The organism is Alphaproteobacteria bacterium, from assembly GCA_019635875.1.
Classification (GTDB): Bacteria; Pseudomonadota; Alphaproteobacteria; order Reyranellales; family Reyranellaceae; genus JAFAZJ01.
The window spans coordinates 31,417-50,671 of sequence record JAHBYP010000008.1 but is presented as its reverse complement, the minus strand read 5'-3'; the positions used below and the strand labels follow the sequence as shown (position 1 = coordinate 50,671).

The 19,255-nt window shown below is 69.1% G+C and carries 20 protein-coding genes; 4 read left to right on the top strand and 16 right to left on the bottom strand.

The genetic code is table 11. The features are described from left to right. Nucleotides 1-162 precede the first annotated feature (162 nt). The 7 genes from KF889_24190 to KF889_24160 form a co-directional block, all read right to left on the bottom strand. Nucleotides 163-1,443, bottom strand: a complete 1,281-nt coding sequence (locus tag KF889_24190; protein ID MBX3502558.1) for a cytochrome P450 — start codon at nt 1,441-1,443, stop codon at nt 163-165. Then, the gene (locus KF889_24185; protein ID MBX3502557.1) at nt 1,406-1,660 is read right to left on the bottom strand and encodes a DUF2442 domain-containing protein; all 255 of its coding nucleotides are present in this window, start codon (nt 1,658-1,660) and stop codon (nt 1,406-1,408) included. The genes KF889_24190 and KF889_24185 overlap by 38 nt, the downstream gene beginning before the upstream one ends. Nucleotides 1,661-1,664: 4 nt before the next feature. Beyond that, nucleotides 1,665-1,925: a DUF4160 domain-containing protein gene (locus tag KF889_24180; protein MBX3502556.1), complete on the bottom strand. Its 261-nt coding sequence runs from the start codon at nt 1,923-1,925 to the stop codon at nt 1,665-1,667. A 16-nt stretch (nt 1,926-1,941) separates the two neighbouring features. Further along, nucleotides 1,942-3,732, bottom strand: coding sequence for an acyl-CoA dehydrogenase (locus KF889_24175; protein ID MBX3502555.1), 1,791 nt, complete (start codon nt 3,730-3,732; stop codon nt 1,942-1,944). 109 nt (nt 3,733-3,841) lie between these two features. Then, nucleotides 3,842-4,285 carry a type II toxin-antitoxin system HicB family antitoxin gene (locus KF889_24170; protein ID MBX3502554.1) on the bottom strand — a complete coding sequence of 148 codons (444 nt, stop codon included), beginning with the start codon at nt 4,283-4,285 and terminating at the stop codon, nt 3,842-3,844. Between the two features lie 29 nt (nt 4,286-4,314). Next, nucleotides 4,315-4,497, bottom strand: a complete 183-nt coding sequence (locus KF889_24165) for a type II toxin-antitoxin system HicA family toxin (GenBank protein ID MBX3502553.1) — start codon at nt 4,495-4,497, stop codon at nt 4,315-4,317. Nucleotides 4,498-4,605: 108 nt separating this feature from the next. After that, on the bottom strand, nt 4,606-6,189 hold the full coding sequence (locus KF889_24160; protein ID MBX3502552.1) for an FAD-dependent oxidoreductase: 1,584 nt from the start codon (nt 6,187-6,189) through the stop codon (nt 4,606-4,608). A 256-nt stretch (nt 6,190-6,445) separates the two neighbouring features. Here KF889_24160 and KF889_24155 point away from each other — a divergent pair, with 256 nt between their 5' ends. The 4 genes from KF889_24155 (at nt 6,446) to KF889_24140 (ending at nt 9,569) form a co-directional block, all read left to right on the top strand. Beyond that, complete coding sequence (locus KF889_24155; GenBank protein ID MBX3502551.1) at nt 6,446-7,240, top strand: enoyl-CoA hydratase/isomerase family protein; 795 nt, start codon at nt 6,446-6,448, stop codon at nt 7,238-7,240. Continuing rightward, nucleotides 7,240-8,178: a hypothetical protein gene (locus KF889_24150; GenBank protein ID MBX3502550.1), complete on the top strand. Its 939-nt coding sequence runs from the start codon at nt 7,240-7,242 to the stop codon at nt 8,176-8,178. Before KF889_24155 ends, KF889_24150 begins: the two co-directional genes overlap by 1 nt. A 145-nt stretch (nt 8,179-8,323) precedes the next feature. Beyond that, nucleotides 8,324-9,208 carry an adenylate/guanylate cyclase domain-containing protein gene (locus tag KF889_24145; GenBank protein MBX3502549.1) on the top strand — a complete coding sequence of 295 codons (885 nt, stop codon included), beginning with the start codon at nt 8,324-8,326 and terminating at the stop codon, nt 9,206-9,208. A gap of 76 nt (nt 9,209-9,284) precedes the next feature. After that, complete coding sequence (locus tag KF889_24140; GenBank protein ID MBX3502548.1) at nt 9,285-9,569, top strand: hypothetical protein; 285 nt, start codon at nt 9,285-9,287, stop codon at nt 9,567-9,569. 84 nt (nt 9,570-9,653) lie between these two features. Here the strand turns inward: KF889_24140 and KF889_24135 are convergent, their stop codons facing one another. From KF889_24135 to KF889_24095, 9 genes are all read right to left on the bottom strand, one after another. Continuing rightward, entirely contained in the window at nt 9,654-10,283 is a 630-nt protein-coding gene (locus KF889_24135; protein MBX3502547.1) for a TetR/AcrR family transcriptional regulator, read from the bottom strand. Beyond that, nucleotides 10,280-11,359, bottom strand: a complete 1,080-nt coding sequence (locus tag KF889_24130) for an alpha/beta hydrolase (GenBank protein MBX3502546.1) — start codon at nt 11,357-11,359, stop codon at nt 10,280-10,282. The genes KF889_24135 and KF889_24130 overlap by 4 nt, the downstream gene beginning before the upstream one ends. 175 nt (nt 11,360-11,534) lie before the next feature. Beyond that, nucleotides 11,535-12,527 (bottom strand): tripartite tricarboxylate transporter substrate binding protein, encoded by a 993-nt coding sequence (locus tag KF889_24125; GenBank protein ID MBX3502545.1) that lies wholly within the window; start codon nt 12,525-12,527, stop codon nt 11,535-11,537. Nucleotides 12,528-12,763: 236 nt separating this feature from the next. Next, complete coding sequence (locus KF889_24120) at nt 12,764-13,954, bottom strand: CoA transferase (GenBank protein ID MBX3502544.1); 1,191 nt, start codon at nt 13,952-13,954, stop codon at nt 12,764-12,766. A gap of 226 nt (nt 13,955-14,180) precedes the next feature. Next, nucleotides 14,181-15,332: a TAXI family TRAP transporter solute-binding subunit gene (locus KF889_24115; GenBank protein MBX3502543.1), complete on the bottom strand. Its 1,152-nt coding sequence runs from the start codon at nt 15,330-15,332 to the stop codon at nt 14,181-14,183. Nucleotides 15,333-15,423: 91 nt separating this feature from the next. Continuing rightward, a complete protein-coding gene (locus KF889_24110) occupies nt 15,424-17,415 on the bottom strand; it encodes a TRAP transporter fused permease subunit (protein MBX3502542.1) in 1,992 nt (663 codons plus the stop codon). A 37-nt stretch (nt 17,416-17,452) separates the two neighbouring features. Further along, entirely contained in the window at nt 17,453-18,613 is a 1,161-nt protein-coding gene (locus tag KF889_24105) for a TAXI family TRAP transporter solute-binding subunit (GenBank protein MBX3502541.1), read from the bottom strand. 213 nt (nt 18,614-18,826) lie between these two features. Further along, on the bottom strand, nt 18,827-18,973 hold the full coding sequence (locus tag KF889_24100) for a hypothetical protein (GenBank protein MBX3502540.1): 147 nt from the start codon (nt 18,971-18,973) through the stop codon (nt 18,827-18,829). Between the two features lie 40 nt (nt 18,974-19,013). Next, nucleotides 19,014-19,253 carry a hypothetical protein gene (locus tag KF889_24095; protein MBX3502539.1) on the bottom strand — a complete coding sequence of 80 codons (240 nt, stop codon included), beginning with the start codon at nt 19,251-19,253 and terminating at the stop codon, nt 19,014-19,016. Nucleotides 19,254-19,255 lie beyond the last annotated feature (2 nt).

Sequence of the window (19,255 nt, the reverse complement as noted above, 5' to 3'; positions counted from 1 at the left end):
GTCGGTTGGGGAGAACAGGCAGCCCGCCCCTTTTTTCGGCAGGCGATTGCCGGATTTCGATTCATCTCCGGGCAGCCCGGGATGTGGCGCTCAGAAATGCGCCACTGACGGTTCCAGAGCTCGGAACGCCGGCCACAATGTGAACAATTGACTAGGAATTAGTCATATCATCACTGGATAGGAGGCAAATCCCCGGAAGCGGGCACGTCCACCGCGAACCGGCCTGCCATTCTGTCGCAGCCCGGGGAAGCGCTCCAGCAGCCGGGCGATGGCGATGGTGCCCTCCATCCGCGCCAGCGTGGCACCCAGGCACATATGGATGCCCGAGCCGAAGGCGAGGTGGCGGTTGGGCGTGCGGCCGATGTCGAAGCGGTCGGGGTCGGGGAACTCGGCCGGATCGCGGTTGGCGGCGCCGATGCCGATATGGATGTAGGTGCCGGCGTCGAGCCGCTGCCCGGCGATGTCCAGCGGGCGGGTGAGCTTGCGATTGCCGAGCTGGTTGGAGCTTTCGAAGCGCAGGCCTTCCTCGATGCAGCCGCGGATCAGCGACGGATCCTCGCGCAGCCGCGCCATCTGGTCAGGAAAGCGCAGCAGGGCGTCGACGGTGTTGCCCACGAGGTTGGTCGTGGTCTCGTGGCCGGCGTTGAGCAGGAAGATGCAGTTCTGCACCAGCTCCTCGCCCGTCAGCCGCTCGCCCTCGACCTCGCCATGGATCAGGGCGCCGAGCACGTCCTCGTCGTCGGCCGGCCGCTTGCGCCGCTCGGCGACCAGCGACTCAAGATAGGTCGCGAACTCGCGCACCGCCTCGTGGCCGGCGCGCATCCTGTCCTCGGGCACGGTGGGCTCGAGCGCACCGAGGATCGCCAGCGAATAGCGGCGGAACGGCCCGCGATCCGCCGCCGGCACGCCGAGCATCACGCAGACCACCTCGACCGGCAGGGCGAAGGCGAAATCCTCGATCAGATCGATCGCGCGCGCCTCGGCGGCTCGATCGAGCAGCCCGTCGACCAGCGCCACGACACGCGGTTCCATCGCCTTGAGCGCGCGCGGCGTGAAGGCCGCGGCCAGCAGGCGGCGCACGCGGGTGTGCAGCGGCGCGTCGTTGAACACCAGGCTGGTGGTGTGATGGCGATAGAGCGGCGTGCCCTCGCCGTACTTGGCGGCGAACTCCGGCCGCTTGTCCGAGCTCATCGCGGCGTCGCGGTAGCACAGCGCGGCGTCGGCGTAGCGCGAGACGAACACCGAGCCGTCGGGCAGCCGCTTCACCGGCGCGAAGCGGCGCAGCGCGTGATAGACCGGGAAAGGGTCGTCGAGGAACGAGGGCTCGAGCCGCGCCAGATCGAAGCGCGAAGCGGCGTCGCGCGCTTCATCTTCGGGCAGCTCGATCAGACCCGCGCCGCCCATCTCACTGGACGAGCCAGAAGCCCGATCCGCGTAGCGCATGGTGCATGGCGTCAGGTGCCAGATCGGCGCCATTCGGCCAAGTGACCGCGCCATGATCGACGTAGGCTTGAGCGAAAAAGTCGGGATCGCTTAGCGGCGCGAAGACGCCGTAGAGACTTCTTTGATCGATTTCGACGATACCGGCCACGCCGTCGGAGAAGCGCACATTGAGGCGCCGCTCCGGCATGGCCGACACCTCAACGACCTTCGGCAGCATGAACTTACTCCAGTGGGGCAACGTTCTTCAGCGCTTCATGGGCGCGAGCACGATGCCAGTTTTCACGCAGTTCGTCTTGGTGCAGCTCAGCCCAGTCGAGCACCAACTCAAGCGCTCGACGGGACAGGCGCCCCTCCAGGACATCGAGCGTCTCGATGTCGATAGTCGCTTCCTGCTCGCCGTAAACAGCGTGAAAGTGCGGCGGAGCGTGGTCCCGATAATACATCCGGATAAGGATTCCGAAAAAGGCGCTAATCGTTGGCATTGCGACGATCTTCCTCTCAGAACTGCTCCTCGCTCAGCGCGAACACCGTGCGGCCGGAGGCCTTCATCGGTGCCACCAGCGCCGTGCCCTGGGGCAGCAGGGTGTCGGTGAAGAAGCGCGCGGTGACGATCTTGGATTCGAGGAAGGCGGGGTCGCCGTCGCGGCTCATCAGTCTCTGCGAGGCAGTCAGCGCGCCTTTCGCCAGCACGTAGGCGCCGAGCGCCAGGCCGCAGAGCCTGAGGTAATGCGCCGAGCCGGCGAGCGTGGCGCCGATCTCCTTCGCCACGTTGCCGGCGACCCAGTCCGTCGCATCGTCGAGGGCGGCGGCGGCGGCGAGCAGGCCGTCGCGGATCGCGGCGAGATCGTCGCCCGGCGCCCTGGCCAGCGCGTCGGCCAAAGACCGCATGTCGGCGACCAGCGCGCGCAATGTCTCGCCGCCGTCGCGGGCGATCTTGCGCGCCACGAGGTCGCGCGCCTGGATGCCGTTGGTGCCCTCGTAGATCGGCAGGATGCGCGCGTCGCGCTGGTGCTGCGCCGCGCCGGTCTCCTCGATGAAGCCCATGCCGCCATGGATTTGCACACCCAGCGACGCGACCTCGCCGCCGGCATCGGTGAACCACGCCTTGATGATCGGGATCAAGAGGTCGAGGCGCAGCTGCGCGCGCTTGCGCTGCGCGGCATCGGGATGGCGCAGCGCGAGGTCGGTGGCGGCGGCGCCGTAATAGCCCAGCGCGCGCATCGCCTCGATGGTCGCCTTCATGGTCATCAGCATGCGGCGCACGTCGGCGTGGCGGATGATCGGCACGCCGTCGTTGGACGCCTGGGTGTCGTCCTTGCTCTGCACGCGGTTGCGCGCGAAGGCGAGCGCCTGCTGGTAGGCGCGCTCGGCGATCGACAGGCCCTGCACGCCGACATTGAGCCGCGCGTTGTTCATCATGGTGAACATGTAGGAAAGCCCGCGGCCTTCCTCGCCGACGAGGTAGCCGACCGCGCCACCCTGGTCGCCGAAGGCCATGACGCAGGTCGGGCTGGCGTGCTGGCCGAGCTTGTGCTCGATGCTGGCCACCCGCACGTCGTTGTGTTTGCCCAGGCTGCCATCGGCGTTGACCAGCATCTTGGGCACGATGAACAGCGAGATGCCGCGCACGCCGGCCGGTGCGTCGGGGGTCCGTGCCAGCACGAGATGGACGATGTTCTCGGCCATGTCGTGATCGCCGTAGGAGATGAAGATCTTCTGGCCGCTGATCAGGTAGTGATCGCCATTCTTCACCGCCTTGCAGCGCAGGGTGCCGAGATCGGAGCCGGCCTGCGGCTCGGTGAGGTTCATGGTGCCGGTCCATTCGCCGCTCACCATCTTCGGCAGATAGGTCTGCTTCTGCGCCTCGGAGCCGTGATGCTCGATGGCGTCGATGGCGCCCTGGTTCAGCAACAGCACCAGCGCGAAGCCCATGTTGGCGGACTGCCACATCTCCTGCACCGCGGTGGCCAGCAGCCACGGCATGCCCTGGCCGCCGAACGCCGGATCGAAGGGCAGCGAGTTCCAGCCGCCCTCGACCATCTGCTTGTAGAGATCGGGGAAGCCGTCGGGCGTGCGCACCACGCCGTTCTCCAGCCGCGCACCCTGCACGTCGCCGTGGCGGTTGAGCGGCGCCAGCGCGCCGCCGGCCAGCTTCGCGGCCTCCTCGAGCACGGCGTCGACCATGTCGTCGGTGGCGTTCTCGTAGCCGGGCAACGCGGCGATCTCGGACAGGCCGGCGACCTCGCGCAGCGCAAAGCGCATGTCGGCGAGTGGCGCGGTGTAGGTCATGACGTTTCCTCGGAGACGGACGGCGTGAATTGCCGGTCACCATAGGCGGTACGCCCCGGCACCGGCAACCGGACGCAGACTTCCCCGGCCCTGTGGCGTTCCGCGTAGGCTATGCTGCCGACCGCCGCCGACCTGTCGACTTGACCTTTCTTGCCCAGGCCTTCTGGCCCGCAGCCTGCAGGGCGTGAAAGGTGATGAAGCTCGAGCGCGTCATTCCCTCGTCGGCGGCGGCGCGATCGATCTTCTCGAGGAGATGCTCCCGCAGGCTGATCGTCACCGGCACCGCTTTTGTCTTGATCGGCGGCGCGGGCACCCACACCAGAGAGGCGCCCCTTGCCCGCTTGAAGGCGGGCTGGATGTCGGTCGGCGGCGGAATCTCCTGACCGGTGTCGAGCGCAGCCTCGATCCATCCCGCAAGCGCGTCTACAGCGCTCTCGCCGGCCTCGACGAAGCTGTCGGCCACCGTCACACAGCCGGGCAAGTCGGGAAACTCGACCTCGTATTGCTTGGTCGCCGCGTCTCGCTTGATCAACCCGTAGTAACCCCTGGCCATCGTCCGCCCTCCTTGGCGTCCGGCGCCGGCTAGATGACGCCGGCGGTCTTGAGGATGTTGTGAAGCGTGCCCGTCGGCAGTGTCTTCTTCGGATGCGGTACCACCACGACGCCGCTGCGCGTCGGGTGGGTGAAGATGTGGTGGTCGCCCTTTACGCGATTGAGCTGCCAGCCGATCGCCTCAATGGTCTTGATCGCTTCCCGGCTGCTCATCCGTTTCATCAACGTCTCCTAGATAATACGTATAAATTAACATTTCAAGCGCGGAGCCTGAGTGGCGAGCTACGCATTTTCCTGTGATGGATCCGCGGTGACGATGGCTCACGCCGCCCGCGCCACGCGCCGCGCGCCGGTGATCTCGTTGGCCACGCGCAGGCCGCTTTCGACGGCGCCGTTCATGAAGCCCGTGTAGTCGGTGCTGGTGTGCTCGCCGGCGAAGAGCAGGCGGCCGCCCAGCTCGGGCTGGCCCTCCATGCCGAAGAAGCCCACGTAATGGCCGGGCTTCTGGCAGGAGTAGGAGCCCAGCGCGAAGCGATGCCGGCTCCAGTTCATGAAGCGCTGCCGTCCGGTAAACTCGGCGCGGATGCGCGGATCGAGGCCGCCGAGATAGTCGACCGCCGAACGGCCCCTGCCGTCGAAATTGCGCCCGGCCTCGCCGCCGAGGAAATTGGTGAGGATGCCGTTGGCGCCGTCCTGGCTGCGGCTGGTCTCCCAGAAGCCCTGGTGTGCCGAGTCGGTGGTGATGCCGCCGGTGAAGGCCGGCAGCTTCGCGCCCGGCGTGCGCCAGATGCGCGAGCTGAAATCGAGCATCGACTTGGTATTGGTGCCGAAATGGTACTCGGCGATGGCGCGCTGCTTCACCGGATTGAGCGGCAGCGCCTTGACGCCCTCGACCTGGCGCAGGGTGGTGAAGGGGATCGCCATCACCACGCGCGCCGCCGGCACGCTGACCGTGCGGCCGCCCTGGTCGAACACCAGCTCGAGCGCCTGGCCGCGTTCGCGGATCGCCGTCAGCACGTGGCCGGTGCGCACCGCCGCGGCGCTGCCGGCGCGCTTGACGATCGCCTGGTGCAGCGCGCGCGTCAGGTTCGAGCCGCCGCCGGCGATGCGCCAGCCCTCGTCGCTGTCGCCGTACAGGTTCGACTTGTCGGGGTTGACCAGCAGGATGAGGTTGAGCGCCGATTGCCGGTCGGCCTCGTCGCCCATCTCGCCGACATAGCTGACGCGCACCATGTCGCGCACCCAGGGCTCCAGCTCGCGGACGCTGTCGAGATACTCGGCGAGCGACATGCGGTCGAAGCGTGCCGCGCCGCGCGGCGTCGCCCAGGTGACGTCGAGCCGGCGCGTCGGTCCGCCGATCTCCTGCTGCGCGCGCCGCGCGGCGCTCATCAGCGGCGCCAGCCCGCGCTTGAACTCCGTGCCGCTGTAGACGCGCCCCTGGTGGACATAGAGGCTCTCGGTGAGCCATGCGCCCGGCGTGCCGAAGCTCTGCAGCGCGACGCCGAGCTCCTTGCAGACGCCCTGCAGCGCCTCGTGGTCGCTGTCGACCAGCTCGGCGCCCAGCTCGACGAACTGCCCCGCCGCGTTGAAGCGCTCGGCCGTCCACACGCGGCCGCCGATGCGCGAGGAGCCCTCGTAGAGCGTCACCGGCACGCCGCGTTTGCCCAGCTCGTAGGCCGCCGTCAGCCCCGCCAGCCCGGCGCCGACCACGATCACCGGCTCGCCCGAGTAGCGTGCCGCCGCGGCCTGCGGCGGCTCCGCATCGGCACAGGCCGCCAGCGGCCCGGCCGCGATCGCCAGCCCGCCCGCACCCCTGAGGAAGGAGCGCCGCGACAGCGCGCGCTCGCCCACCGCCGCCTCGATCAGGCCGCGACGCATCAATCGAAACAACGGGGTACGGGACATCGAAGGCTCCTCCCTTGAGCGCTGACCATTACCTGACAGAGTAGCATAACCTGTTACCTTCCCCCGGAGGGGGAAGGTGCCCGAAGGGCGGAAGGGGGATGTCGAAGACGGACACCGCTTTCGTTGAGGCATCCCCCATCCGTCGCGCTTCGCGCGCCACCTTCTCCCTCCGGGGGAAGGGAGGGAGCCCGGCGCCCGATCCGTCGTCCGGACCGGACGCATTCCCGCCTCAAACGCAAGGCGGTATGATCGGTCCATGACCGACACAGTCCTGCTCACCATCGACGGCCCCAGGGCCACCATCACCCTGAACAACCCGGCGAAGCACAATCGCCTGGACAACGACGACATCCGCGCCCTCATGGGCCATCTCGACACGGTCGAGCGGGCCACCGACGTGCGCGTGCTGGTGCTGACCGGCGCCGGCGAGAAGACCTTCTGCGCCGGCTTCGACCTCGGCACCCTGCGCGCGCGCGGAGCGACGCAGCCCAAGGAGGGCGCGGCGAAGGAGGCGCAGGGCAAGAGCGGCTTCGAGCTGCTGTGCGATCGCCTGGAGTCGCTGCGCGTGCCGACCATCGGCGCCTTCAACGGCGGCGTCTATGGCGGCGGCACCGACCTCGCCATCGCCTGCGACTTCCGGGTCGGCATCAAGGGCATGCGCGCCTTCGTGCCGCCGGCTCGGCTGGGCCTGCACTACTACCCCAGCGGCATGCGCCGCTTCATCGAGCGCGTCGGCCCCGGCGTCGCCAAGCGCTTCTACCTGCTGGCCGAGGAGTTCGACGGCGAGGAGCTGCTGCGCGTCGGCTATGTCGACTGGCTGGTCGAGCGCGCCGAGTTCAGGACGCATGTCGACCGGCTGGCCGCGACCGTGGCCGACGGCGCGCCGCTGGCGCTGCAGGCGATGAAGCTCGCGCTCAACCAGATCGCCGCCAACCGGCTCGACGAGGAAGCGGTGCGCGCGCGCATGAAGGTCTGCGCCGAGTCGGAGGATCTGCGCGAGGGCCTCGCGGCGCTCGCCGCCAAGCGCAAGCCGGTGTTCAAGGGACGCTGATGGACGCCGTCACCCGGCGCGCCGCGCTCGCCGGCGCGCTCGCCGCGTCGATCGCCGGAATCCGGCCGGCGACGGCGCGCCAGCTCGCCTTCCAGCAGCGCCCGTCCGGCGCGGCGGTCGATTTCAGCTTCGCCTGGCGCGACCTGGAGCGGCGCGAGCGGCGCATCGCCTTTCGCCTGCCGGCGGCCGAGGTCGAGGCGGCAATGCAGTCGTTCCGCGACTTCAGCATCCCCGACCTCTATCGCCACGTCGAGGCCGCGGCGATCGAGGCCGGGCAGCGCGAGGGCGTCACGGTCACCACGCAACGCGTCGGCGAGGCGGTCGACTTCGCCATGCAGGGCGATCCGCAGCGCGTGCGCCGGCTGAACCAGCGCTTCCCGGCGATCCTCGACAATGCGCGCGGCCTGTACCTGGTGAAGCACTATCGGCGCGCCGAGGGCGACGCGATCTATGTCGACCATGCCGCCGCGGCGCGGCATTTCGGGCCGATCCTGCGGCCGGTGGCCGAGGCGCTGCGCGCGCTGGGCGGCGACGAGCGTGCCCTGGTCGGCCACGCGCTGCATCTCGTGCAGACGATTCCCTACGACGATTTCCGCGATCCGCGCAGCTCGGGCGGCGGGCTCGACTTCGCCGCGCCACCGGCGATGTTCAAGATCAACAAGGGCGAATGCGACAGCAAGAGCGTGGCCCTGGGCGCCATCCTGCGCACCCTGGCGCCGTCGCTGCAGCAGGTGTTCGTGACCCTGCCGGGCCACGTCTTCCTCGCCGCCAGCCTGCCGGCGCAGCGCGGCGACGATATCGTGCCGCATGGCGGGCGCGCCTATGTCGCGCTGGAGGCCACCGGCCCCGACCTCGCGCCCGTCGGCGTCGCCGGCCAGCGCAGCGCCGGCTTCATCGCCCAGCGCAGCGGCTACCGCGTGTTCCCCGTGCCGCCGTGAGCGGCTTTGCTGCCTTGTCTTCCCCCGGAGGGGGAAGGTGCCCGAAGGGCGGAAGGGGGATGTCTCAACGACTCCCGAGTCCGTCTTCGACATCCCCCATCCGGCGCTACGCGCCACCTTCCCCCTCCGGGGGAAGGTAACGCCCATGCAGCGCCGCGCCGCCGCGATCCTGATCGCCGACATCGCCGGCTACAGCCGGATGATGGAGGGCGCGCAGACGCGCACCCTGACCGACCTGATCGCGCTGCGCCGCGAGGTGTGGATCCCGGCGATCACCGCGCATGGCGGCCGCGTCGCCAACACCGCCGGCGACGCGATCCTCTCGGAATTCGCCGGCGCCGTCGCCGCCGTGACCTGCGCGCTCGACCTGCAGGCGGCGATGCTGCGGCGCAATGCCGAGCTCGAGGACGAGCGGCGCATGCTGGCGCGCATCGGGCTCAATTTCGGCGAGGTGCTGGTCGGCGCCGACGGCGACGTCTTCGGCGAGGAGGTCAACCTCGCCGCGCGCCTGCAGGGCCTGGCCGAGCCGGGCGGCATCTGCGTCTCCGACCGCCTGCGCGAGAGCCTCGGCGACGACATCGCCTGCGTCTTCGAGGATCTCGGGCCGCGGCAGCTCAAGCACATCGCGCGGCCGGTGCGCGCGTGGCGCGTGCTGCCCGGAACCGCGGCGGCGCAGGCGCCGTCGCGGCGCGTCGCCTGGCGGCTGGTCGGCAGCGGGCGCGACGGCGTCGCCGTCGAGCTGGCGCTCGAGGCGGCGATCCTGCGCGGCCCCGAGGGGCTGATCTTCGGCCGCCAGTCGCGCTATTGCGACCTCGCCTGGCCGGATGACAGTTTGTCGCGCCGCCACGCGCGCTTCCGCATCGACGCGGCGGGAGGCCTGAGCGTCGAGGACCTCGATTCGACCAATGGAACCCATGTCGGGGGCAAGCGGCTGACGGCTTTCGAGGCCGCGTCGCTGGCACCGGGCACGACGATCCGGCTGGGCGAGATCAACGTAACCGTGTCCGACGGCCGGGGCGGCGGGGGGTGACAAACCCGGCGCGCGCCCCTATGTCTTGTGACAAATCCGTGCGCGACGAACCGCGCCTGGATGGGAGGCTGAGAGGATGCCGCTCTACCGTACGCTCGCGCGTCTGCCCCTTGGTGTCTGGCTGCGCCTGATCGCGCTCGCCTTCGCGGCGGCGGCGTTGCTGGCGTTCGGCGTCGCGGTGATCGCCGTGGTGGCGATCGCGCTGGCGATCGGCGTGCTGATCTACAAGGCGCGTTCGTGGTTCGGCGGGCTGTTCGAAAGCGCCGCCTCGATGGCCCGCGGCACGCCGCGCCCGGTGCCGGCGCGCGTGCAGCGCGCCCGCGCCACCGACGCCGAGTACACCATCATCGAACGCCGCTGATCGGCGCACTTCTGTCATCCCGAGCGCAGCGAGGGATCCAGGGGTCAATCCTGGATCCCTCGCTGCGCTCGGGATGACAGCAGGTCAGCGCCGCGCCGCGTTGACGCCGCCGAGCGCCAGCCGGGCGGCGAAGCGGGCCGCCTCGACCGCGTCGACCGGGGTGCGCGTCACCATCACCATCGAGATCTCGAAGGCGATGCCGCCGATCGCCGCCGCCAGATAGGGGACGTCGAGGGGCGGCAGGATGCCCGTGGCCATCGCCTCGCGCAAATCGTCGATCAGCACGCGGTGCAGGGCGCGCACGTCGGGCTTGTCGAGGAGCGTGCGGATGGCGGTGACGTTGCGCTGCGCCAGGGCGACCAGCTCGGGATCCTCGGCGATGAACTCGAAATAGACCTGGAAATGGCGGCGCAGGAATTCCTCGGCCGTGCCCGCCCTGGCGCGGCCCTGGCGGTGGCGGCGCACCAGCTCGTCGGTCAGCTCGCCGACCACGGCGGCGAAGATCGCGTCCTTGTCCTCGAAGTAGTTGTAGAACGTGCCGGTGGCGAGATCGGTGCGGCGCACGATGTCGCGCACGCTGGCGGCGCCGAAGCCCATCTCGGCGAACACGGCGCGCGCGGCGGCGAGCAGGGCGGCGCGGTTGCTGGCCTTCTTGCGCTCGCGCAGCTTGCCGCGGGCGCGGCGCGGCGTGGCGTCCTCGACCTGCTGCGTCATGACAGGTTCGCCAGCTCGTGGCGCAGGCCGGCGACGATGTCGTCCATGGCGCGCGCCGCGGCCTGGACCACCGCGCTCATGCCGACGAAGCCGTGGATCAGGCTGTCGAAATTGCGGTGCACGACCTTGACGCCCTGGGCGCGGAGCCGGTTGGCATAGGCGATGGCCTCGTCGCGCAGCGGATCGAAGCCGGCGGTGTAGATCAGCGCCGGCGCCGAGCCGGCGAGATCCTCGGCGCGCAGCGGCGAGACGCGCGGATCGTCGATCAGCGCCTGATCGTCGCCGAGGTAATTGGCGCGCGCCCACTCCATGCCCTTGCGCGTCAGGAAGAAGCCCTCGCCGAACAGCTCGTAGGATCGGCTGTCCATGCGCAGATCGGTGGCGGGATAGACCAGCACCTGCAGCGCCGGCTTCACCGCGTCGTGCCGCACCTCGTTGGCCAGCACGGTGGCCAGCGTGCCGCCGGTCGAATCGCCGGCGACCACCAGCCGCGTGGCGTCGATGCCCAGCAGCTCGGCCGATCGCGCCAGCCAGCGCCAGGCGGCGAGGCAGTCCTCGAGCGCCGACGGGAAGCGGTGCTCCGGTGCCAGGCGATAGTCGACCGCGACCACGACGCAGCCGGCGCGCGCGGCGAGGAAGCGGCAGGGCGGATCGTAGGCGTCGAGGCTGCCCAGCGACCAGCCGCCGCCGTGCAGCCACAGGATCGCCGGCACGCGCTGCGCGCCCAGACCGAAGGGCCGGTAGATGCGCAGCGGCAGCTTGCCCCCGGGCCCGTCGAGGGCGCGGTCGACCACCTCGCCGATCTCCGGCGTCCTGAACGGCGTCATCGGCACCGACAGCGACAGCATGGTCTCGGTGAACACCGGCCGTCCCTCGGCCACCGGCATCTCGTGGAAGGCGGGATGGCCGGATCGCTCGAAGACCTTGAGCAGCCACTGCGCGCGGGTGTCGAGCGTCTGGCCGTCGAGCATGACGGGCGCGCCGCCGGTGGCGACGTTGATCCACGACAGCGGCATGCGCAGCGCCAGCTTGCCCAGCTTGGCCTTCAGCAATTGGGTGAACTCATGCCCGTCCATGCCGGCAACCTATCACCGCCACGGGCGACGGGGCTACACGCCCCTGCCTTCCCCCGGAGGGGGAAGGTGCCCGAAGGGCGGAAGGGGGATGTCGAAGACGGACACCGGCTTCGTTGCGGCATCCCCCATCCGGCGCTACGCGTCACCTTCCCCCTCCGGGGGAAGGTAAAGCGAGCTATTGCGGCGTGACGCCCAGGCTCTTGACCAGCTCCATCCACACCGGGCCTTCCTCGTCGATCACCTTTTTCATGAAGGCGTGGTCGCGCGCGCCCTCGTCGATGCCGAAGGTGTCGAGGATCTTCTGCACCTTCTCGGTTCTGCCGCACTCGACGAACAGCGCCGAAAGCTTCTCGACGATCTCCTTCGGCGTGCCGGTCTGGTAGAAGGCGCCGATCCAGCCGCGCAGCTGGAAGCCCCGGGCGGTGACGCCCTGCTCGAGGAAGGTGCCGACATCGGGCAGCTTCTTCATGCGCGTGGTCATCGGTACGGCGATAGCGCGGCCGGTGCCGGACTGCAGGACGCCGGCCGAGGCGGCGTAGCTGCCGCTGCCGGCGTGGATCGCGCCCGAGGCCAGGTCCTGCCACATCGGTGCCTCGCCGCGATAGTGCACCGCCTCCATGCTCAGCCCGAAGAACTTGTTGAGCTCGGCGACGACGACGTGGCTGTACGAGCCGGCGCCGTAGGTGCCGATGCTGACCTTGTTCTTGCGCGCGAAGTCGACGAACTCCTTGATGTTCTTCGCCGGCACGTCCTTGTGGACGATGAACGGCAGATGGCCGGCGCTGAAGAAGGCGACCGGCACGAAATCCTTGTCCGGATCGTAGGGCAGCTTCTTGAACAGCACCTTGTTCATCACCATCGTCGTCGAGATGGTGAACATCAGGTGATAGCCGTCGGGCGGCGACTTGGCGGCCTGCTCGGCGCCGATCGCGCCCGAGGCGCCCGTCTTGTTCTCGACGATGAAGCTCTGGCCGAGCTTCTGCGAGGCGTACTCGCCGTAGGTGCGCGCCCACACGTCGGTGAGCCCGCCGGCGGGGAACGTCACCGTCACCTTCACCGGCTTGCTGGGCCACGCCGAGGCCTGGCCGCGCACAGCGGGCGCCGATAACGCAACGCCGGCGCCGATGGCGCCGGCGACAAACCCCCGTCGGTTTACTGACACAGACATGACCAGTTTCCTCCCATTGCAGAGCGCCTTGTGATTGGGCGCGCGACTGTATGGGCGGGCTCTGGCAGCGGCAAGAAAACCAGGTAGGCGTTGCGCAGCGCGGAATGTTTCCCTTCCCCCGGAGGGGGAAGGTGGCGCGCAGCGCCGGATGGGGGATGTCGAAGACGGACTCCACTGTTCGTCTTCGACATCCCCCTTCCGCCCTTCGGGCACCTTCCCCCTCCGGGGGAAGGCAATCAGACGACGCGCTGTTTGCGCAGTTCGGCGATCTGGTCCTTGGTGTAGCCCAGCCCGGCGAGGATCTCGTCGGTGTGCTCGCCGAGCGTCGGCGGGCGGCGGGTGATCTCCAGCGGCGTGCGCGAGAGCTTCACCGGCTGGTCGAGGATCGGATAGGGCTTGGCAAGCCCCGGATAGTCGATCTGCTTGAAGAAGCCGGCGGCCTTCACATGCGGATCGTCGAGCGCCTCCTGCGGCGTGTAGATCGGCCCGGCCGGCACGCGCGCGGCCGCCAGCTGCCTGAGCACGTCGTCGCGAGTCCGCGTGGCGCACCATTCCTGCATGATGGCGCTGATCTCCTCGCCGTTGTCGCCACGCGCCAGGTCGTCCCTGAAGCGCGGATCCTCGATCAGCTCCTCGCGGCCCATCATCCGGCACCAGCGCACGAAGAGCGGCTGGCCGATGGCCAGCACGTAGATCCAGCCGTCCTTGCACTGGTACGAATCGCCCGGGCCGGCGGTGAAGGCGCGGTTGCCGACGCGCTCGCGGTTGAGGTTGAGCATCGCCTGCTCGATCAGGATCGGGTTGGCGATGTTGAGCGCGCTCTTGAGCAGCGCGGTCTCGACCATCTGGCCCTTGCCGCTGGTCTCGCGCTCCTTCAGCGCCGCGAGCACGCCCACGGTGCTGAGCGCCGCCGACATGAAGTCGACATAGGGCGAGGCCATGCGCACCGGCTTGTCGCCGAAGCCCGACAGGTGGGCGGCGCCCGACATCACCTGGCCGATGGTGTCGAAGCCGACGCGATCGGCGTAGGGGCCGACCGAGCCGAAGGTCGAGTTGGTGACGACGATGATGCGCGGATTGATCGCCGACAGCGTGTCGTAGTCGAGGCCCATCTCCTTGAGCGTCTCGAACGGCAGGTTGGCGATCACGATGTCGGCGGTCTTCACCAGCCTGGCGACGATCTCGCGCCCCGCCGGCTTGGTCGGGTTGAGCGTCATGCCGCTCTTGTTGCGGTTCATCTGGAGGAAGGTGATGCCCTCGCCCTTGCGCGCCTCGTCGACCGGCGAGACCCAGCGGTCCTCGCTGCCGTCGAGCTTCTCCAGCCGGATCACCTCGGCGCCCATGTCGCCCAGCAGCGCGCCGCAGAACGGGCCGGCGATGTAGCGGCCGAAATCGAGAACCCGGATACCCGCAAGAACGCCCGGCATTGAACTCGTTCCCTCCCATGGGCCGCCATGAACGGCGGTTCATGTTGCATACGGGTGCAGGAGTGTCCAGCGCAGGGGTAGCTGCGGGTCTACCTTCCCCCGGAGGGGGAAGGTGGCGCGCGCAGCGCGACGGAAGGGGGATGCCTCAACGCAACCGGTGTCCGTCTTCGACATCCCCCTTCCGCCCTTCGGGCACCTTCCCCCTCCGGGGGAAGGCAAGAGGTGCCTACTCGAACACCGGGTCCATGCCGGCCTTGGTCAGTGCCGCCTTGCGCGCCGACATCCAGCCGATGTGGAAGGCCTCCTTGTCGGCCGGCGGCGCCTTCATGAAGGCCGTCCACGCTTCCATCAGCACCGCCTGGCGCTTGAGGATCTTCTGGTTGTGCGCCTCGTGCTCGGCCTTCCACACGCCGGCCTCCTTCAGCGCGCGCACCGCGCCGGCGTGGTGCGGCACCACCCAGCTCAGCGTCTGCCGCTCGGCCGCCAGGCCGTCGGCGCCCGGCGCGGCGGCCTTGTAGTGCGGGTAGTTCACCAGCATCGCCTTGGTGATGCTGTAGACCAGCTCGGGATCCTGCTGGGCATAGGCGACGAACATCGGATAGGCGTAGCCCGGCATCTCGATCGCGTTCTGCGGCGAGAGCCCGCCGGCGCCGCAGGTCGCGCGGTGCTTGGTGAAGTAGGGCGCGACCTTGTTCATGCGCGCCCAGCCTTCCGTATCGGCGTGCGGCGTGGCCATCCACACCAGCCCGCGCGGCGAGGTCTCGAGCTCGCGGGCCACCCCGGTGATGGTCGAGACCGCGGCGGCGTCGACCTCGTTGTTCATCATGCCCTTCCACATCGCGCCGAAGCTGGAGAACTCGACCAGCCGCACGTCGGAAGGCGTCAGCCCGCCGAAGGCGAGGAAGCCGAAGGCGTTCTGGTTGAGCGCCGGCGAGCCGACCACGGTGCCGACGCGCTTGCCCTTGAGGTCCTTGACCGTCTGGGCGCCGGTGTCCTTGGCGACGCCCAGCGCGATGCCGTTGCACGAGTTGGCGCCGAGCATCATCTGCAGCGGCTGCGGCCCCCATTCCTTGACCGCGAACTCGAGCACCGCCTCCTGCGCGAAGTACAGCCCGATGCCCATGGCCGAGAACTGCGCCCGGCCGGCGCGCAGCGGGTTGAGCCGCGCCACGTCGTTGCCCGCCGGCAGCACGCGCAGGTCGCTGTTGTGCTTTTCCTTGAGCGCCTTGCCGACGGCGACGGCGACGTTGAAGCCGGACGAGCCGGTATCGTAGGCGGTGGCGGAGAGCGTCGGCGGCAGCTTGATGTCCTGCGCCGCCGCCGGCGGGATCGCCGCCAGGGCGGCGAGGATCGATGCGATGAATGCCTTGCGAATCATGTCGAGTGCTCCTGCGATCGAACGCGTTGCACTACGCCCACCACGCTCCACAACCTCCGCTGCCGATCCTCCTCCTTTTCTGCCTCAGGCCTCAAGCCGCTGGCGCGCGCCGCGCCATGAACCAGGCGAACGCCAGCGCCGGCGCCGAGACCGCCAGGGCCGCCAGCGTCATCTGGATCGGCGACAGCGGCATCAGCCCGCCGCCCGGCGCGGCGAACATCAGGCCGCCGACGACCAGGGCGATGCGCACCGGCCATTCCAGCACGCCGCAGCGCCGCAGGTCGCCGATCATGCCCTGGTAGCCCTGCAGCCCGCCGCACACCAGCGTGATGCCGAGCAGCGCGGTGGCGAAATGGCCGAGGAAGTCGAGCGTGTCGCCCTGCAGCACCAGCGAGGGGTTCATGACGAAGAAGAACGGCACGAAGTAGATGATGCTGCCGATCTTCATCGCCTGCACGCCGGTCGCGATCGGGCTGGCCTTGGCGACCGAGGCGCCGGCGAAGGCGGCCAGCGCCACCGGCGGCGTGATGAACGAGACCATGCCCCAGTACATGATGAACAGGTGCACGGCGAGCGGGTTGAGCCCGACCTGCATCAGGCTCGGCGCCAGCAGCACGGCGAGGAAGATGTAGCAGGCGGTGATCGTCATCCCCATGCCGAGGATGAAGCTGGTCAGCGCGCCCATCAGCATCAGCAGCAGCGGCTGCCCGCCGGCCATGTGCAGCAGGCCGTTGGTCAGCGAGCCGGTCAGCCCGGTCAGCGAGAAGGCGCCGACCAGCAGGCCGATGCCGGCGAGGATGGCGACCAGCTCGATGAACACCCGGCCGTTGCCCTCGAGGAAGCCGATCACCTCCCTGCGGCCCCAGCGGCGCTTGGAGAACAGCTGGTTGAGGATCAGCAGCAGGCCGGCGGCCAGCCACGGCGCCCAGTTCTCGCGCTTCATCACCAGCAGCAGCACGACCAGCAGGACGATGACGAAGATGAAGTACCAGCCCTCGCGGAACACCTTGCCGAGATTGGGCATCTCCGCCGCCGGCAGGCCGACCATGGAGTTGCGGCCGGCGTTGAAGTCGATCTGCATGAACAGCGCGAAGTAGTAGAGCGCCGCCGGCACCGCCGCCGCCAGCGCCACCTCGGCGTAGGAGATGTTGAGGAACTCCGCCATGATGAAGGCGGTGGCGCCCATCACCGGCGGCGCCAGCACCGCGCCGGTCGAGGCGCAGGCCTCGATGGCGCCGGCGACCGAGGCCTTGAAGCCGGTGCGCTTCATCGCCGGGATGGTCATCGTGCCGGTGGTCAGCACGTTGGAGATCACGCTGCCGCTCATCGAGCCGAGCAGGCCGGACGAGAAGATCGAGACCTTGGCGGCGCCGCCCCTGTAGCGGCCGCACAGCGCGAAGGCGAAGTCGATGAAGAACGAGCCGGCGCCGGTGTACTGCAGCGCCGTGCCGAACACCAGGAAGCCGATCACCAGCTCGGCGAAGGCGCGCATCGGGATGCCGAGCACGCTCTCGCGCGAGAAGACGTGGTAGGCCGCCGTGTCGAGCACCTCGACCGAGGGTGCCGTCAGCGGCGCCGGCATGACGCTGGCGAACACCGGAAACAGCGAGAAGCTGGCCATGATGAAGAACAGCACCCAGCCGCCGGCGCGCCGCAGCGCCTCGAGCACCAGCGCCCACATCGCCACGGCGCTCCAGATCGCCCAGCCGGGCGCGGCGGTGGCGGCGCTGTACTCCCAGCCGGCCGCCGCCGATTCGCGCGCCGTCCAGATCAGGCTGATGGCGATCGCGCTGGCCAGGGCGAACAGCGCCAGGTCGTAGATCGGCACGCGATCGACGTGCAGCCCCGGCTTCAGCGGATAGACGATGAACGCCAGCGGCAGGAGGAGGAGAACCAGTCCCCAGAAATACTCGGTGTCGAGCAGCGTGAAGTCGACGAAGAAGCGCAGCGTGAACTGCTGGTTGAAGCACAGCGCCATGGACACGACGGTCCAGGCGATCAGCAGCGCGCGCCACGCCGGTGAGAGGTGCCGGGTGCGGGAAGGTCCCGTACCCGGCAGCTCGTCGGCGGATGTTTCCGACATGGATGTTACGGACGGATTTGCCGTGCGGCGCCGACGCCTACTCGAAGACCGCGTCCATGCCGGCCTTTTCCAGCGCCGCCTTGCGCGCGGCCATCCACGCCTTGGTGAACGCCGCCTTGTCCTCCGGCGGATTGGTCTTGAGGAAGGCGGTCCACGCCTCGCCCAGCGTGTCCTGGCGCTTGACCAGCATGTCGTTGTGCTTCTGCGCCGCCTCGGTCCAGACGCCGGCCTCCTTCAGCGCCTTCACCGTGCCCGGGTGGTAGGGCAGCACCCAGTCGAGGATCTGCTTCTTGACGTCGAGGCCGTCGGCGCCCGGCGCGCCGGCCTTGTAGGCGTCGTAGTTGACGATCATCGTCTTGGCGACGTTGTAGACCAGATCCGCTGACTGCGAGGCGTAGGTCATGAAGATCGGGTAGGGATAGGTCGGCAGCTCGAGCGCGTTGGTCGGCGACAGGCCGGCGGCGCCGCAGGTCACCTTCTGCGGATAGAAGTACGGCCCGAGCTTGTGCAGGCGCGCCCAGCCTTCCTTGTCGGCGGCCGGCGTCTGCGGCATGACGATGCCGCGCGGCGAGGCCTCGACCTCGCGCACCTGCCCCGTGATGGTCGAGGCGATGGCGGCGTCGACCTCGTTGTTCAGCATGCCTTTCCACATCGCGCCGAAGCTGGAGAACTCGACCAGCCTGACGTCGTCCTTGGTCAGGCCACCGAAGGCGATGATGGCGAAGGCGTTCTGGTTGAGCGCCGGCGAGCCGACGACGATGCCGATGCGCTTGCCCTTGAGGTCCTTGAACTCCTTGACGCCGGTGTCCTTGGCGACGTTGAGCGTGATGCCGTTGCACGAGGCCGCCGACAGCAGCAGCTGCAGCTTCTGCGGGCCCCAGTCCTTGGCGGCGAACTCGAAGACGCCCTCCTGCGCGAAGTAGCCGCCGATGCCCATGGCCGAGGCCTGGGCGCGGTTGGCCTTCAGCGGCGAGAGCCGGGCGATGTCGTTGCCGGCCGGCAGCACGCGCACGTCCGTGTTGTGCTTCTCCTTCATCATCTTGCCCAGCGCGACGACGATGTTGAAGCCGGAGGTCCCGGTGTCGTAGGCCGTGAAGGTCAGCGACGTCGGCAGCTTGAGGTCCTGGGCGATCGCCGGGCCGGCCGCCAGCGCGGCCGCCGCGATCGCGCCGGCCATCACAACGGATCTACGCTTCATCGTTTCACTCCCTAATGCGCTTGATTGCACCCATGGCCGTCGCGCTGCCGCAAATTCACTGTGCGGAACGACGCGTCCGTCGGCCGGCCGCACCCTAGCCCACGCCCCCGCGCAAGAGAAGCGCGTCGCGCGCACAGACGGTCGCAGGCGATGGCCGTCGCCGAAACGCACGCAGCACAAGGTTACGCCACCGCAGGTGGTATCGCCTGCGCGTCAGCCCGCCGTCGAGCGGAGCCTGGTGGCGTGGCTGGCAGCGAGCTTCGAGGCGCCGGCCTCGCGCACACGGACCTGCAGCCAGCGAGAATCGTAGAGCTTGTTCTCGGCCTTGTTGAGGATCGGGCTGCGGCCGCTCAGCAGCAACTGGCTCCGCCCTCCGGCTGCGTGCAATCGCGGTCGTGTCTCAGCTTGAACCATACGGTGGCGGAAGCGCCGCCAGCTCGGCGCGTAGCCTGTCCCGCTCCGCGAGATCCCCGGCAAGGCCTATCTCAAGAACAGTGAGTTGCGTCCGCGCGGCGCTGGCGGCGATTTCGTTGCGACGCAATTCTTCTATGACGCCGTGTTGAGCGCCGATCGCAGCTTGGGCGAGAGCGATCCGTTCCTCGACGCTCTCCAGCAGCGCGTGGAGTCGGGCGCGCTGCATGG

Excerpts from the sequence above, each read along its gene's own strand:
- KF889_24190 (MBX3502558.1), bottom strand. The coding sequence starts at position 1,443 with ATGCGCTACGCGGATCGGGCTTCTGGCTCGTCCAGTGAGATGGGCGGC.
- KF889_24185 (MBX3502557.1), bottom strand. The coding sequence starts at position 1,660 with ATGCTGCCGAAGGTCGTTGAGGTGTCGGCCATGCCGGAGCGGCGCCTC.
- KF889_24180 (MBX3502556.1), bottom strand. The coding sequence starts at position 1,925 with ATGCCAACGATTAGCGCCTTTTTCGGAATCCTTATCCGGATGTATTAT.
- KF889_24175 (MBX3502555.1), bottom strand. The coding sequence starts at position 3,732 with ATGACCTACACCGCGCCACTCGCCGACATGCGCTTTGCGCTGCGCGAG.
- KF889_24170 (MBX3502554.1), bottom strand. The coding sequence starts at position 4,285 with ATGGCCAGGGGTTACTACGGGTTGATCAAGCGAGACGCGGCGACCAAG.
- KF889_24165 (MBX3502553.1), bottom strand. The coding sequence starts at position 4,497 with ATGAGCAGCCGGGAAGCGATCAAGACCATTGAGGCGATCGGCTGGCAG.
- KF889_24160 (MBX3502552.1), bottom strand. The coding sequence starts at position 6,189 with ATGTCCCGTACCCCGTTGTTTCGATTGATGCGTCGCGGCCTGATCGAG.
- KF889_24155 (MBX3502551.1), top strand. The coding sequence starts at position 6,446 with ATGACCGACACAGTCCTGCTCACCATCGACGGCCCCAGGGCCACCATC.
- KF889_24150 (MBX3502550.1), top strand. The coding sequence starts at position 7,240 with ATGGACGCCGTCACCCGGCGCGCCGCGCTCGCCGGCGCGCTCGCCGCG.
- KF889_24145 (MBX3502549.1), top strand. The coding sequence starts at position 8,324 with ATGCAGCGCCGCGCCGCCGCGATCCTGATCGCCGACATCGCCGGCTAC.
- KF889_24140 (MBX3502548.1), top strand. The coding sequence starts at position 9,285 with ATGCCGCTCTACCGTACGCTCGCGCGTCTGCCCCTTGGTGTCTGGCTG.
- KF889_24135 (MBX3502547.1), bottom strand. The coding sequence starts at position 10,283 with ATGACGCAGCAGGTCGAGGACGCCACGCCGCGCCGCGCCCGCGGCAAG.
- KF889_24130 (MBX3502546.1), bottom strand. The coding sequence starts at position 11,359 with ATGGACGGGCATGAGTTCACCCAATTGCTGAAGGCCAAGCTGGGCAAG.
- KF889_24125 (MBX3502545.1), bottom strand. The coding sequence starts at position 12,527 with ATGTCTGTGTCAGTAAACCGACGGGGGTTTGTCGCCGGCGCCATCGGC.
- KF889_24120 (MBX3502544.1), bottom strand. The coding sequence starts at position 13,954 with ATGCCGGGCGTTCTTGCGGGTATCCGGGTTCTCGATTTCGGCCGCTAC.
- KF889_24115 (MBX3502543.1), bottom strand. The coding sequence starts at position 15,332 with ATGATTCGCAAGGCATTCATCGCATCGATCCTCGCCGCCCTGGCGGCG.
- KF889_24110 (MBX3502542.1), bottom strand. The coding sequence starts at position 17,415 with ATGTCGGAAACATCCGCCGACGAGCTGCCGGGTACGGGACCTTCCCGC.
- KF889_24105 (MBX3502541.1), bottom strand. The coding sequence starts at position 18,613 with ATGAAGCGTAGATCCGTTGTGATGGCCGGCGCGATCGCGGCGGCCGCG.
- KF889_24095 (MBX3502539.1), bottom strand. The coding sequence starts at position 19,253 with ATGCAGCGCGCCCGACTCCACGCGCTGCTGGAGAGCGTCGAGGAACGG.